This is a genomic window from Nocardia sp. NPDC046473, assembly GCF_040645995.1.
Classification (GTDB): Bacteria; Actinomycetota; Actinomycetes; order Mycobacteriales; family Mycobacteriaceae; genus Nocardia.
Window position 1 is genome coordinate 166,088 of sequence record NZ_JBEYZJ010000014.1, and the last position, 13,710, is coordinate 179,797.

Here is a 13,710-nt window from a genome sequence, read left to right on the forward strand (position 1 = left end):
CTGCCCGCGATGAAGTTGTGTGAACAACGGGAAACGGTGCAGGCACTGCCCGATCTGGGATACACCGACGTGTGGACGGGCGAGGGCGGTGTGATCGATGCGTTCACCCCCTTGGCCGCGGCTGCGGCGTGGCAGCCTCGGCTCCGCGTCGGCGTCGGCGTCGTTCCCGCGCAGACCCGCGGTCCCGGCGTGCTCGCGCAAACCGCCGCCGGATTGGCCGAATTCGCGGCCGGCGGTGTGGTGCTCGGCGTCGGCTCCTCGGTCCCCGAGCATGTGACCACGCTCAACGGCATTCCGCTCGGCGCACCCCTGGAGACGGTCGGGCGCACGGTCGACGCGGTCCGGCCGCTACTCGCCGAGTGCGGCGCGAAGATGATCGTGGGGGCCTTGCGGCCGCGGATGCTGCGACTGGCCTACGAGAAGGCCGATGGTGCGATCCTCAATCTGCTCACCGACGATGATGTGCCGGAGGTGATCTCGGCGGCGGGCGGACCGCATCCAGATCGAGAGACGGTGGTGAAGTTGTTCGTCTGCCCCACCACCGATGCGACTGCGGCGCGGCAGGCCGGCCGCGGCTTCCTCGGCTGGATCCTCAACCAGAAGCCCTACCATGCGTTCCATGTCTGGCGCGGACGAGAGCAGGCGCTGCACGACTCCTACCAGCTTTTCACCGCGGGCGATCGGCACGGCGCCGCACTCGCATTGCCGGACGAGCTGATCGATCAGCTGTGGCTGCACGGCAGTCCCGCCGAACTGCGCGAACGCATTGCCTGCTATCTCCATCCAGGTGTTACCACGGTGGTGCTGTGCATCGGCGCCACTCCCGAACTGGCCGCCGAGCCGAGCAAGCTGCGTCCACTGCTGGCCGAGCTGCGTTCGGCTGATTGATCGACAAGGACACCGAGACGTCATGCGGCGCAGAATGATCGATCCCGCGCAGGCGTGGTCACTGGCGGCCAGCGGGTGCGCACCATTGGCCGTCGGCACGGTGCTCAGCGCGACCGGCCTCGGTGGCCGGCCCACCCAGTGTGTCCGTCCCGCCACCGGTGGACACGCCGGAACCATCCTGCACCTGCACGGCGGCGGATACCGAACCGGATCACCCATGACCTCGCAGGGATTGGCGTCCTACCTCGCGGCCGGTGCCGATATGGAAGTCCTGCTGCCCACCTACCGGCTCTCCGGCGAGCAGCCGTTCCCGGCCGCGGTCGCCGACGCGCTCGCGGCATACGCCGCACTGCTCGATCGCGGCGATGCACCGGAGCGGATCGCGGTACTCGGTGAATCCTCCGGCGGGGGACTCGCTTTGGCGGCGGTACTCGCCGCCCGCGATCTCGAGTTGCCCGCGCCCGCTGCGGTCGTCGGGCTGTCTCCGTGGTACGACCTCACCGTCGTCGCCGCCGCATACGAGCGCTGCCACGACACGGACACGATCCTCAACGCCGCGTCGATGCGCGATTCCGTTGATCGCTATCTTGCCGGAGCGGATCCGCGGCACCCGCTCGCCTCACCGCTGTTCGCCTCCGACGAAGCGCTCGCCTGGCTGCCGCCGATGTTGATCCACTCCAGCGCCCGTGAAGTGCTCGCCGACGACGCCACCCGCTTCGCCGAGCGAATGATCGCCGTCGGCGGTCAGGTACGACACCGCATCTGGGACGACACCGATCATCTCTGGCATATCGCCGTTCCCGGGTTACCGGCCGCCGTGGACGCCGTGCGCGACGTCACCGAGTTCCTCCGCGCCCAGCTCGGCTGACTTGTCGAGGTTGTCGACTATATGCCGAATTATTGTGTCGTACAGCTAATTTCGCAGATGCTGTGGTCAGCGATCGGTGCGGGTACGGTGATCTTTTGATACACTTGCCGCGTTCCCGGTAGCGCGTCGTGGGAGCGGCCGCCGGGCTGACATGGGGATTCTCGATGCGCACCGGTGAGGTCGATGGCTGAGTGTCAGGGCTCCTCGCCGATCGATCGAAGGGGCGACTGTTGCGTAGCGATCACGGAGCCGCGAAGTCTGTTGCGCCCAAGGATTCTGCCAATCCCAAAGAGCTGAGCGCGTTTCTGCGTGCGCACCGCGAACAGCGACAGCCCGAAGATGTGGGTCTGCCCAACACCGGTCGACGCCGTACTCCTGGCCTGCGCCGCGAGGAAGTCGCCGCCCTGGCCGGAGTCGGCGTGGCGTGGTACACCTGGCTGGAACAGGGCCGAGTCGTGGCATCCAAGAAGGTGCTGGAATCGGTCGCACAGATTCTGGGGCTGGACGTTCCGGCTCGCCGTCATTTGCTCGCATTGGCCGGGTACCTACCGCCCGCGCTGGAGCAGACCGATCACCAAGCGGTCGCGCGGCGCACGCAGTGTCTGCTGGATTCCTGGGAGACCAGTCCCGCGGTGCTGCTGGACTCCCGGTTCGACATCACGGCGTGGAATCGAGCCTATGCCGCAGTATGGTCCGACCCCGGGCAGATCGCCCCGGCCCGCCGCAATTTCATGTGGTGTGTCGCGGGGGATCCGGCGATCCGCGCCAATGTCATTGATTGGAATGACCTCGCCCGCGCCGTCCTCGCGCAATTCCGCACCCAAACCGCACGGCATGACGACGCTCGCACCCAAGAGATATACGCGGTACTCCGCGCCGACTTTCCGGAGCTCGCCACCTGGTGGGAGTGCCAGGCCATCGACGATCTGACCGCCCGCGAGGTGGTCGTCGCCGTCGGCCCGCACGACAAGCTCCGGCTGATGTTCTCCGCCTTCCGGCCAATCGACGACCCCGAAGCGCTGGTACTCGTCCAGGCACCGGCCGCCCTGGCCGATCGATCGACGGTGGCTCGCTTGGTCCTCGACTTCACTCAGCGACAGGGCGAGGAAATCGAATCCAGCATCATCAACCTGGCCACCTTCGGCGCGGGCAATTCGGCGGGACTGCTTCGTCTTCCGTCATCCGAGGCCCGGCGACGTCGCCCGGTGGGAACAGGGGCGGTGCCCTCGGCCGGAGGAATCCGAGTCCTGGGTTCGGAAACCGATCTGGGGGCGGCTCGTTCGTAGGAACGATGTCACGACAGTACTGTTCGGTGCGCTTTCATCTCGGATTCCCTGATGATGCGCTGCCAGTTTCGGTGGCAGTCCTCCTCGAGCGCGTTCCCGGTGGCCAGGTGAATCTGCAGCGCCTCATCGATCCGGTCCGACGAGACCGAGAGCCGCTGTACCGCGAGATTCGCGACGGCGAGGATACCAAGGGCCTTTCCCCGCAGTAACCGGAAATCGTGCGCGGCAGTCAGATTCGTCGCCAGCACGGCGTGCTCCAGCGCTCCTTCCCGATCGTCGAGATGTCGGTGCGCCGCGGAAAGACAGATGTGCGCCTGCGTGGACGTCAGCTGATCACTGATCGACTCCGAAATATCCAGCGCGCGAGTGTGATACGCCATGGCCTCGGGGATCTGTGCGGTGATGCCGCCGAGCACCGCCTCGACCTGGAGCGCCTCGCCGAGCGCGCTCGATGCCATGGCCATCGTGCCGGAGTCGTCGCCGCGCGCCGCCAGGGCCTCGGCTTTGCGCGCCTGGGCAACCGCTTGCCCGCTTTGTCGTTGTCCTCGATAGATGGCCGACAACCCGCACCGCGCGCGGGCCTCCGCGTCCGTCGAGCCGATCAGCTGGCTGATCTGTACCCCGCGGCGGAGCTGCGCGAAAGCCTGGTCGGACTTTCCGGAATACAGCAGGATCATCGCGAGCGCGTACAGATCCTCGGGGTCGTCGAGCTCGGACCCCAGCGTCCGTTTGAGCGTGATCGCCGACATCGCGTGACCGAGGGATTCCGGCAGCCGCCCGATGTGCTCACGCCCGGCGGCGAGATTGCTTGCGGTGAAGGCTTTCGCCTTGAAATCCTGGCGCACGCGGACGGTGTCGAGCGCCTCGCGCAGCAGTGCCGTGCCCTCGGCGGCTTTGCCGATACGTTGCAAGTACAGTGCGCGCGCGTTGAGCGCGTAGACATCGAGCGCGGCCGCGGGCTCGCCGCGCGGAACCCTGTGCCGGTGCCCGGCGTCGCCCGAGCCGAGCGTGGGGCCGATGGCCATGACGATCCGTCGGCCCAGGCTGTGCAACCCGTTCTGCGCGGCGACGCTCACCGCGATGGCCAGGTTGTCCTGTTCGATCGTGGCGTGGCCCGCGGACAGAAACCACTCGAGCAGACGTTCGATGGCCCGGCGCCGCTCGTCGCGCCCCTCGGCATCGGCGACGCGATCGGCCGCGTACAGCTGAATCAGCCGACCGGCCTGGAAGCGCCCCGCGACGGTTTCGCGCAGCAGCCCGAACACGGTCAGCTCATCGAGCACGGCGGCCGTCGGAATGTCGTTGCCGGTCAACGCCTCCAGCGCGCCCAGCGTGAAATCCATGCCGGGCAGCAGGCCGATCAGCCGCAGCGCGCGCTGTGCGTCCTTGGACATGGCGAAGTATGCGAAATCGAGCGCGGCGATCAGCGCCGACTTGTCCCGGGCACCCATGCGTAACGTGGACCGCGCGCTGCCCCGGCCCAACTGACCGACGAATTCGTCGATACCGAGCAGCGGCCGGCCCATCAGGTACGCGGCTCCCACGCGCAGCGCCAGCGGTAGCCGCGCACAGATCTCGACAAGACGATCGACTGCCGCGCCCTCGGCGGAAACGCGTCGTTCGCCGAGGATCGATGTCAGCAGCTCGCGTGCCTCCGGCAACGACAATTCGCTGAGGTGCACCGGGTGGGCGCTGTGATGGACCACGAGATCCGGTAGGTAGGTCGGACCTACGATCACCACCGCGGACCCGGCGGTGCCCGGAATCGCGGCCCGGACGGCCTCTGCGGACAGCACGTCGTCGAAGACGAGCAGTACCCGCCGGTCGGCGGTCCGCGCGCGCAGCATGGCGCTGCGGGCGTCGACGCCGGGTGGCAGCAGGTTTCTGCTGACGCCGGAGGCCTGCAGCAGTTCGGCGAGTACATCGGCCGGCCGCTTGCCCTGCCGGGCCGGTCCGGACAACCGGATGTACCACTGCCCGTCCGGGAACTGTTTGCGAAGGCGGTGCGCGACCCGGACCGCCAGGGACGTCTTACCCACACCCGGCGGCCCGTCGATCGAGACGAGCGGAATCCCGGATGCGCCGACGGCCGCGGTGAGCTGGTCGGCGATCGTGGCCACCGTTTCGGCTCGGCCGACGAAGTCCGGGATATCGGCGGGCAGTCCGCAGGTGGCGGTCCAGCCGATCGACGGCGGTTGTTCGACGGGACCGGTGGCGAGGAGGGATTGATGCAGGGCCGACAGTTCTGCCGACGGTGCGGTGCCGAGCTCCTGATCGAGAACGCGAGACACCGTGCGGTAGACCTCGAGCGCCTCAGCCTGCTGGCCGCATCGGCTGTGGGCGATCATCAGGAAGTACCACAGCCGTTCGCGCAGGGGATAGCGCGCGACGTCGGCTCGTAGCTCGGGTATCGATCGCCGGTGGTTGCCGAGCTCGAGCTGTACCTCGTATCGGCGTTCGATGACTTCCAGTTTCAATTCGAGCAGATAGGGAACCACATCCCGGTGCAGCGATTCCGACTCGACATCCGCGAAAACCTCACCGCGCCAGACATTCAGCGCCGAGGACAGCGCCTCGGATTCCGCCGCGAGGTCGCCGTCGGTACGAGCGCGGGCGCCCCGGGCCCGGGCCTGGCGAAACTCGGAGATGTCGCTCTGCTCGGGTTCGAGAGCGAGGACATAGCCGCGGGCTCTGGTTTCGATCAGTTGCGGTCGATCGTTGGGTGTGGCTCGCCCGAGCAGCTTTCGCAGGCGGGACATGTGGATCTGAATGGAAGCGCGGGCGTCGGCGGGTGGATGTTCTCCCCAGAGATGCTCGGCCAATTCGTCCACTGTCACCAGTTGATTGGCTTGCAGCACCAACGATGCCAGTAGGGCGCGCTGCCGGGGAGCACCTACGGTGACGGGGACCCCCTCGACGACGGCCGCTACTGGTCCGAGAATGCCGAACCATGTGGCAGGTCGCACCTCAGCGATCATACGCCAAACATCCTACGATACAGTGCATCTCAATCCGGGCAGGGGTGCTGTGCTTCGGTATGTCCTGGTGTGCCGGTTCGGACGGGTTCGAATCGGTGAGTTGTATTTTTCGCCGTCGTATCGAGCCGGGTGGTTCTGATCGCGGTGATCGCGGTGACCACCAGGAGGAGCGCGAGGTAAGCGGCGAACAGCACCGAGTGGCGCGCCGTGAGGTGCTGCAGCCAGGGGGCGGTACCGCCGAAGACGCTGACGGTGAGCGTGTACGGGATAGCCTGTCCGGTCGCGCGGATGGATGTCCGAAACAGTCCGGACAGCATCCCGGGTAGGACCGCGCACATCGCGGACAGGCACACCGTGGCGATCAGTAGCGAGCCAAGGAATCGCATCGTGGTGGCGTTGGTGAGGAGTATCGCTAGCGGAAATCCGGCGACGGCGAACAGTCCGGCGCTGCCGGCCATCACCGCGCGGGCTCCGATACGGTCGGCGAGCAGGCCGAAGATCGGCAATGTGATGGCGAACAGGATGTTCGCCGCGCCGTTGGCGGACAGGGCCGTCATTTTCGACAGGCCGAGCGTGGCGGTGGCATAGCTGGTCGTAGCGGTGGACCAGATGTAAAGGGCGCTGGTGACGCCGGCGGTCAGTCCCGCGACGGCAAGCATCGGCCGGATGATGGTTGTCGGGGCCCTGCCCCATCCCGGCCCGGCGCGAGGGTTCGGGGTGGTGAACAACGGGCTCTCGCACAGTTGCCTGCGCAACAGCAGGGCCGCCAGCCCGCCCACGCCGCCGATGAAAAACGGGATGCGCCAGCTCAGCCCGGACATGACCGGGTGCGGAAACATATGCAACGAGATCATCGCGAGTCCGGTCGCACCGAGCATTCCGATCGAGCCGGAGAAGTACAGGCTGCTCGACCACAGGTTGCGCCGCTTGTCCGGTGCTAGTTCGGCCAGATAGGTCTGCGCCACCGGAAGTTCGCCGCCCATGGCAAATCCGGCGAGCAGGCGCCAGCACACCAGTGCGACCGGAGCGAAGACTCCGATCGTATCCGCGGTGGGGGTGAGCGCGATGCCGAGGCTGGCCGCCGCGGCCGCGGTGATCGCCCACAGCATCGATGACCGCCGCCCTCTGGTATCGGCGAGCCGCCCGAAGACGATGCCGCCGATCGGCCGGGCCAGGAATCCGAGGGCGAAGACCCCCCAGCCGCGCAGCAGTGGATCGTGGTTGCCGCTACCGAAAAAGGCTGGTGCGAACTGATTGATCAGCAGACCGTAGAGCACCCAATCGTAGTTCTCCAGCATGGCGCCGGCGCCGACAGCAACCAGCGACCGAGTGGACCAGCGCGTCTCCGCAGGTTGCGGCTGTCTGCGTCGCATGCTTCGAATATTCCACAAGCCGCTTCCCGTGTCTCCTTCAATCTTCTACGAATTACTATGTGCCCCTATAAGTTTGGTCTTTCGCCGATGGGATTCGGTGCTGCTGCTTCGACGAAAGCGATCTGAAAGCGGCATCGGCGATCGTGACGCGCATGTCGGCATTCGAGATGCCCGTAGCAGGCACGTCGCCCGTACCGTGTCCGGCCTGTGCCTACCCGAGCGGGCCAGGGCCCTTCCGCGCTGCTCGGATGTTCGAGCGGTGCCAGCGCGCCGATCTGACCAGTGGGAGGAGAGGGATCGGTGCGCTGGCCGGAGGCGTCGAAAGCCGAGCCTTGTTTTCAGGAGGGATAATGGCAATCGCAGATGCAAGCACAATTACATTGGCAAGACAGGTGGGGGATCAGGTGACCTTGAAGATCCTCGGGCCGGTGGAGGCGACAAGGGACGGCTGTGAACTTGCGTTGCCGGGAAAGAAATTGCAAACGATGCTTGCGATTTTGCTGCTCTCGCGCGGACAGGTGGTTTCGGTCGACCGGCTCAGTTTCCTGCTGTGGGGCTGGAATCCGCCGACGACGGTGGATGCGCAGATCTACACCTACATTTCCCGGCTGCGGAAACGGCTGAGTCCGGAGGTCGAGCTGATCCGCCGCGCGCCCGGCTATCGAGTCGATACGAAGAACGCCTGGGTGGATATCGAGGTATTCGAGGAGTTGGCCGAGCAGGGGCGTGATCGGCTGGCCGCCGGGTTGTTCGAGGAGGCGTCGCAACTGCTTCGCGCGGCACTGGGCATCTGGCGTGGTTCAGCACTCACCAACGTCACCGAGTATCTGACCGAAACCGAATTGCCGGCCTTGGACGAAGCCTGGACCACGACCACGGAATATCGCATCGATGCCGAGTTGGCGCTCGGGTTGCATCGGACATTGATCCTGGAACTCGTCGGTCTCGTCAACCGCTTCCCGTTCCGGGAACGGCTTCGGGTGCAGCTGATGGCGGCGCTGTACCTGTCCGGCCGTCAGGCCGAGGCGCTGGCCGTCTACGAGAAGGGACGAGTCCTGCTGGTCGAGGAACTGGGGGTGGATCCCGGCCTCGATCTCGTGCAAGCATTTCGTGCCGTACTCGACGGCGATCCGGGGCTTTTTCCGCTGCCCGGGCTGCGCGGCGAGCGGCCGGCAATGCGCTATCGGAACGCGTGAGTGATGTTGCCGGACTTCGTGATCGCGGTGTTGCTATGGACGGAAAGTGCAGGTTGCCGGCCTTTGTATCCGGTGTATAGGTCCAGTATTGCCCTTCGCTCCAGGCTGGATCTGACCAGTTAGACGACAAGACCGGAGCCGCACATGAAGTTTGGTCTGTTCTTCGAACTCCAAGAACCCAAGCCCTGGGTCGAAGGCGGTGCCCATCGCATCGCCAAGCAGACCATCGACCAGATCGAATTGGCCGATAAATTGGGCTTCGACTACGCATGGATGGTGGAGCACCACTTCCTCGAGGAGTACAGCCACTCCTCGGCGCCGGAGGTAATCCTCGCGGCGGCCAGCCAGCGAACCAAGAATATCCGGCTCGGCCACGGGGTCATGGTCATCACGCCGAAAATCAACCATCCCGCGCGGGTGGCCGAACGTATCAGCATGCTCGACCTCATCTCCGATGGCCGAGTGGAGTTCGGCTCCGGCGAGTCTTCCACGCCGGTCGAACTCGGCGGATTCGATGTCGAATGGAGCTCGAAACAGGCGGCGTGCGAGGAGTCGCTCGAGGCGATCATCCGCATGTTCAGCGAGGAGCCATTCGCCGGCTTCCAGGGCGAATATGTCCGGATGCCACCGAGGAACGTGCTGCCCAAGCCGCTGCAGCGACCACATCCGCCACTGTGGCGCTCGGCCTCGCGCCGCGACGGGATCGTCGAGGCCGCCAAACGCGGGACAGGCGCGCTCACCCTCTCCTTCCTCGGTCCGGAGGAAGCCGGGAAGTGGGTTGACGACTATTACGCGACGATCGAGTCCGAAAGCTGCGTCCCGGTAGGTCGGACGGTGAATCCGAACGTGGCCATGACCATGTACCTGATGGCGCACGAGGATGAAGAGGTGGCCAAGAAGCAGGGGCTGGCCAATCATGAATTCTTCGCCAGGGCCGTCGTTTACTACTACCGGTACGGCCGCCCGGTGCCCGGTCACACCAAACTGTGGGAAGACCTGGGTATTCCGGATGTGGTGTCGGGTACCGACGAGAATTCGACCACCGCAAGCTCGGCGTTCGACGGGGTCGGCACGCCTGAGCAGATCAGAGCCAACCTCCGCAAGTACGAAGCGGCCGGGGTCGACCAGATCCTGCTGATCTGTCAGACCGGCCGGATACCGCACGAGCAGATCTGCGCATCGATGGAGCTGTTCGCGCGGGAAGTCATGCCCGAATTCCACGAGCGAGACGAGGCCAACGAGAAGGCCAAGCTGGACCGGCTGGCACCCGCGATCGAAAAGGCGCTCGGCCGTCGGCGAGTGCATGTTCCGAAGATCCCCGACGGTTACCGCATCGAGCCACCGCCGGGGCCGCGGACCCAGAAATAGGGCGATAGCATGAGTACTTACGTGGATTCGATTGCGTTGCAAGACGATCGGGAAGTAAATGAGGAGACGCCGCAGCGGCGTTGGCACTCGGCCACGCTGGTGGCGTTCCGGTTCTACTTCGCATATTTGCTGTTGTTCTGCCTCAGCACCGGACAGATCATGGTGCGGTGGGGCGGATTTCTCACCAACGACGCCGGCGAGAGCGTGCTCGGCTGGGAGGCCCGGCAATTGAGCCCGGTCGTCGACTGGGTCGGCTCGCAGGTGTTCGGGGTGCAGGCGCGGTACCATCCCTCGCGCGGCGGCGACATCATGTACTACTGGGTATGGGCGTTCTGCTTGCTCGTCCTGGCGGTGGTCGTCGCCGTGATCTGGTCGGTGCTGGACCGACGGCGTACGCAGTACACGATGCTGTACACATGGTTTCAGGTATTTCTGCGGATATGCCTGGCATCGCAGATGTTCTTCTACGGCACGCTCAAGGTATTCCCGGTCCAAATGCGGTTCGAGCTTGCCAGGATGATCGAGCCGTGGGGCGATTTCAGTCCGATGAGCGTGTTGTGGCAGCAGGTCGCCTCGTCGCGACCGTACGAGATGTCCTTGGGGGCAGCCGAAATCGTCGCCGGCCTGCTGCTGATCTTGCCGCGCACGGCGCTGTTGGGTGCGCTGCTCAGTGCGGTGTCGATGCTGCAGGTGTTCGTGCTGAACCTGGCTTTCGATGTGCCGGTGAAGCTCTTCGCGTTCCAGCTGTTGCTGCTCAGTCTGGTACTGGCCGCACCGCACGCGCGTCGGCTGCGGGACGCATTCCTGAGTGACGGCCCGGTCGAACGATCGCGTGCGCAGACGTTGTTTCGTACGGTGCGCGCCAATCGGATCGCGGCGGGCGCCCAAGTGCTGCTTGGGATGTGGATTCTGGCCGCGCTCGTGGACCAGAGCTGGACCATCACCAAGATGGAAGCGCCGAAGTCGCCGTTGTACGGCATCTGGAACATCGAGGAATACTCCGTCGCCGGCCATGAATTGCCGCCGCTGACCACGGACACGCAACGCTGGCGTCGCATTGTGTTCGACGATGTGCCTGCGCAGACGTCCGTGCAATCGATGGACGACTCGTTGACCAAGTACCGCGCCGACGTCGATCAGGACCGCAATACGCTCACCCTGAAGGACCCGAATAATCGTGCCCGGGTATTCGTGCTGACGTACACCAGGCCCCAGCCCGACCGGCTCACCCTGGACGGGCAGCTCGACGGACAACCCGTGCATATGCGTCTGGCACAGGTCGACCTACAGAAGATTCCGCAACTCGCCCGTGGTTTTCACTGGGTGCAAGAGGATGCGTACAAGCATTAGCCGCGTGCGCACTTGTATATAGGTTCCGTATCGACGTGTGGCGCACGCTGATTCTTGACAAAAGAAACAACCAGTAATCGTGGGGGTAATGTGTCGGTCCCAACCCCGAGCAGGCCAGTTGCGCTGGTAACCGGCGGATCGCGTGGCATCGGCCGGGCGGTGGTGAATCGCTTGGCCGAGGAAGGCTATGACATTGCTTTCGTTTACCGAGCCAATTCCGACGCCGCCCGAGCCGTGCTCGACGAGGTCGGTGACAAGGGCGTATCGGTGGTGTGCCGGAAACTGGATGTCACCGATTTCGAGCAGGTGCAGGAATTCGTCCGGCATGTCGAGCAAACGGTCGGGCCGATAACCACTGTCGTGAACAGTGCCGGCATTGTGAAGGACAGCCCATTGGCCCTCATGGACAATCAGGACTGGCACGATGTCATCCAGGTCAATCTGACCGGGCTCTACAATATTTCCCGCAGTGTGATCCGCGGTTTCATGCGCCGCCGGTCGGGTTCGCTGGTCACCGTGTCCTCCGTGGTCGGCGTGTACGGAAATTTCGCCCAGACCAACTATGCGGCTTCCAAGGCCGGCATGATCGGGTTCACCAAGTCCTTTGCGAAGGAGATAGGCCGGTATGGCGCGCGAGCTAATGTCGTGGCACCGGGACTGATCGAAACAGATATGAGTTCGGCGTTGTCTGCGGAACACACCGAAAATATACTCTCCGGCGTTACTCTGGGCAGGCCGGGCACCGCCGAAGAAGTAGCCGAGCTGGTCGCCTTTCTGGCCTCCGACCGTTCTTCGTATATCACAGGCCAGGTATTTCAGATCGATGGTGGAGCGACGTTGTGACTTCGAGCGGAACAAGAATCAGTGGCCTGGGTGTCTATCACCCCGGTAATCTCGTCAAAAACGATGAATTGGCCGTCCTGGCCGGACTGGATCCGGACTGGATTCGAAATGGCACCGGTATCGAGTCCCGCTATCATGCCGGGCCTGCGGACGATATCGTCGCCATGGCAATTGCCGCTGGTGGGCAAGCCCTGGCAGCGGCGAAGGTGGCGCCGGACGAGGTTGATCTGGTCATTCTGACCACCTCGAGCCGACGTCAGCTGATGCCTGCCGCCGCGCCGCAGATCGCGACCGGACTGGGTATTCCGGCGGCCGGCGCCTTCGATCTCGGAGCGGTGTGCGCCGGGTTCACCTACGCGCTGTCGATGGCGTCCAATGCGGTCGCGGTCGGCCAGGCGCGAAACGTGCTCATCACCTCCTCCGAGCGGCTGTCCGATCTGATCGGGCCGGAAATTCGCGAGCCCTTCGTGATCTTCGGTGACGGCGCGGGCGCCGCCGTGGTCTCGGCGTCGGACGAATGGGGTATCGGTCCGGTCAGCTGGGGCAGTGACGGGTCGCGGGCAGCGGCGATCGTCACCGAAGCGCAGGACGGAAACATCGACCGGATCACGATGCAGGGCCAGGCCGTCTATCGGTGGGCCACCGGGAAAATGCCCGCGGCCGCCAAACGGGCCTGCGAGCTCGCCGGTGTCGGACTCGATGAGATCGCCTGGTTCGTGCCGCACCAGGCCAACCTGCGCATCGTCGATGCGCTCGCCCGCCAACTCGGTTTCGCCGAGGACCGGGTGGCACGCGATGTGATCGATACCGGGAACACCTCGTCGGCCACGATCCCGCTCGCGCTGCATCGCCTGTACGAGAACCCCGCTGTGCAATCCGGCGACCTGGCGCTGCTGATCGGATACGGAGCGGGTTTGAGCCACGCGGCTCAGGTTGTTCGCCTTTAGGATACGAGAATTTTTCATCGAAAATCAGTGAGAAAGTTGTTTATCATGAACCGTGTCGAGGTTGTCACCGAGATCTTCGCCCTCATCAAGCGATTCCTTCCTGAATATGAGGGCGGTAATGACGAGTCGATCAGTTTTACGGCGGCCGGCGTCGATTCGCTGACCACCGTCGATCTGATCGTGGCGAGCGAATCCACCTTCGGCGTCGACATTCCGGATTCGGAATTGCCGAAGCTGACCACCGTCGCCGATCTTGCCGACTATGTCATGCGGCAGGAAAGCGATGAATCCGGGGCAGCGTAATGCCCGGGAGTTCCTTCGAGGAGGCGGAACTTCTACTTCGGTCCGCGTACGAGAAGCTGAACACGATCCCGGCGGGCGAACCGCTGACCGTGGCGGCGACCTACCTTGTTCGATGCGCGCTGGACGGCATGTCATTGCTGAATCACTCCGAGACGACCCGGGCGCGGGAGATGCTGGGCTGCGCCAGGGCGGCGGTGACAACGGCGACGTACATGGTTCGAGAGGTCGACGGTAGGAGCCGGCGTCGGCGTGAACCGGAGATGTTACCCGAAGCAATTTAGAGACTGTACGGGGCACGTGAATTGAATAA

The 13,710-nt window shown here is 64.7% G+C and carries 11 protein-coding genes; 9 read left to right on the top strand and 2 right to left on the bottom strand.

Annotation, left to right across the window (positions count from 1 at the left end; translation table 11 throughout):
* The first annotated feature begins 9 nt into the window (after positions 1–9).
* The 3 genes from ABZ942_RS40895 to ABZ942_RS40905 all read left to right on the top strand — a co-directional run bounded on the left by ABZ942_RS40895 (position 10) and on the right by ABZ942_RS40905 (position 3,042).
* A complete protein-coding gene (locus ABZ942_RS40895) occupies positions 10–888 on the top strand; it encodes an LLM class flavin-dependent oxidoreductase (RefSeq protein WP_357391644.1) in 879 nt (292 codons plus the stop codon).
* Between the two features lie 22 nt (positions 889–910).
* Positions 911–1,756, top strand: a complete 846-nt coding sequence (locus ABZ942_RS40900) for an alpha/beta hydrolase (RefSeq protein WP_357391645.1) — start codon at positions 911–913, stop codon at positions 1,754–1,756.
* 230 nt (positions 1,757–1,986) lie between these two features.
* Positions 1,987–3,042: a helix-turn-helix transcriptional regulator gene (locus tag ABZ942_RS40905; protein ID WP_357391646.1), complete on the top strand. Its 1,056-nt coding sequence runs from the start codon at positions 1,987–1,989 to the stop codon at positions 3,040–3,042.
* Between the two features lie 8 nt (positions 3,043–3,050).
* Here ABZ942_RS40905 and ABZ942_RS40910 read toward each other — a convergent pair whose 3' ends face one another.
* On the bottom strand, positions 3,051–6,008 hold the full coding sequence (locus ABZ942_RS40910) for a transcriptional regulator (protein WP_357391647.1): 2,958 nt from the start codon (positions 6,006–6,008) through the stop codon (positions 3,051–3,053).
* Between the two features lie 41 nt (positions 6,009–6,049).
* On the bottom strand, positions 6,050–7,393 hold the full coding sequence (locus ABZ942_RS40915) for an MFS transporter (RefSeq protein ID WP_357391648.1): 1,344 nt from the start codon (positions 7,391–7,393) through the stop codon (positions 6,050–6,052).
* Positions 7,394–7,743: 350 nt separating this feature from the next.
* Here ABZ942_RS40915 and ABZ942_RS40920 point away from each other — a divergent pair, with 350 nt between their 5' ends.
* The 6 genes from ABZ942_RS40920 to ABZ942_RS40945 all read left to right on the top strand — a co-directional run bounded on the left by ABZ942_RS40920 (position 7,744) and on the right by ABZ942_RS40945 (position 13,400).
* Positions 7,744–8,589 (top strand): AfsR/SARP family transcriptional regulator, encoded by an 846-nt coding sequence (locus ABZ942_RS40920; RefSeq protein WP_357391649.1) that lies wholly within the window; start codon positions 7,744–7,746, stop codon positions 8,587–8,589.
* 144 nt (positions 8,590–8,733) lie between these two features.
* Positions 8,734–9,957 carry an LLM class flavin-dependent oxidoreductase gene (locus tag ABZ942_RS40925; protein ID WP_357391650.1) on the top strand — a complete coding sequence of 408 codons (1,224 nt, stop codon included), beginning with the start codon at positions 8,734–8,736 and terminating at the stop codon, positions 9,955–9,957.
* 9 nt (positions 9,958–9,966) lie between these two features.
* Complete coding sequence (locus ABZ942_RS40930) at positions 9,967–11,307, top strand: DoxX family protein (RefSeq protein ID WP_357391651.1); 1,341 nt, start codon at positions 9,967–9,969, stop codon at positions 11,305–11,307.
* A gap of 90 nt (positions 11,308–11,397) precedes the next feature.
* Positions 11,398–12,150 carry a 3-oxoacyl-ACP reductase FabG gene (gene fabG, locus ABZ942_RS40935; protein WP_357391652.1) on the top strand — a complete coding sequence of 251 codons (753 nt, stop codon included), beginning with the start codon at positions 11,398–11,400 and terminating at the stop codon, positions 12,148–12,150.
* Positions 12,147–13,097 carry a beta-ketoacyl-ACP synthase 3 gene (locus ABZ942_RS40940; protein ID WP_357391653.1) on the top strand — a complete coding sequence of 317 codons (951 nt, stop codon included), beginning with the start codon at positions 12,147–12,149 and terminating at the stop codon, positions 13,095–13,097. Before fabG ends, ABZ942_RS40940 begins: the two co-directional genes overlap by 4 nt.
* Before the next feature lie 45 nt (positions 13,098–13,142).
* Complete coding sequence (locus ABZ942_RS40945) at positions 13,143–13,400, top strand: acyl carrier protein (protein WP_357391654.1); 258 nt, start codon at positions 13,143–13,145, stop codon at positions 13,398–13,400.
* The last annotated feature ends 310 nt before the right edge of the window (positions 13,401–13,710 follow it).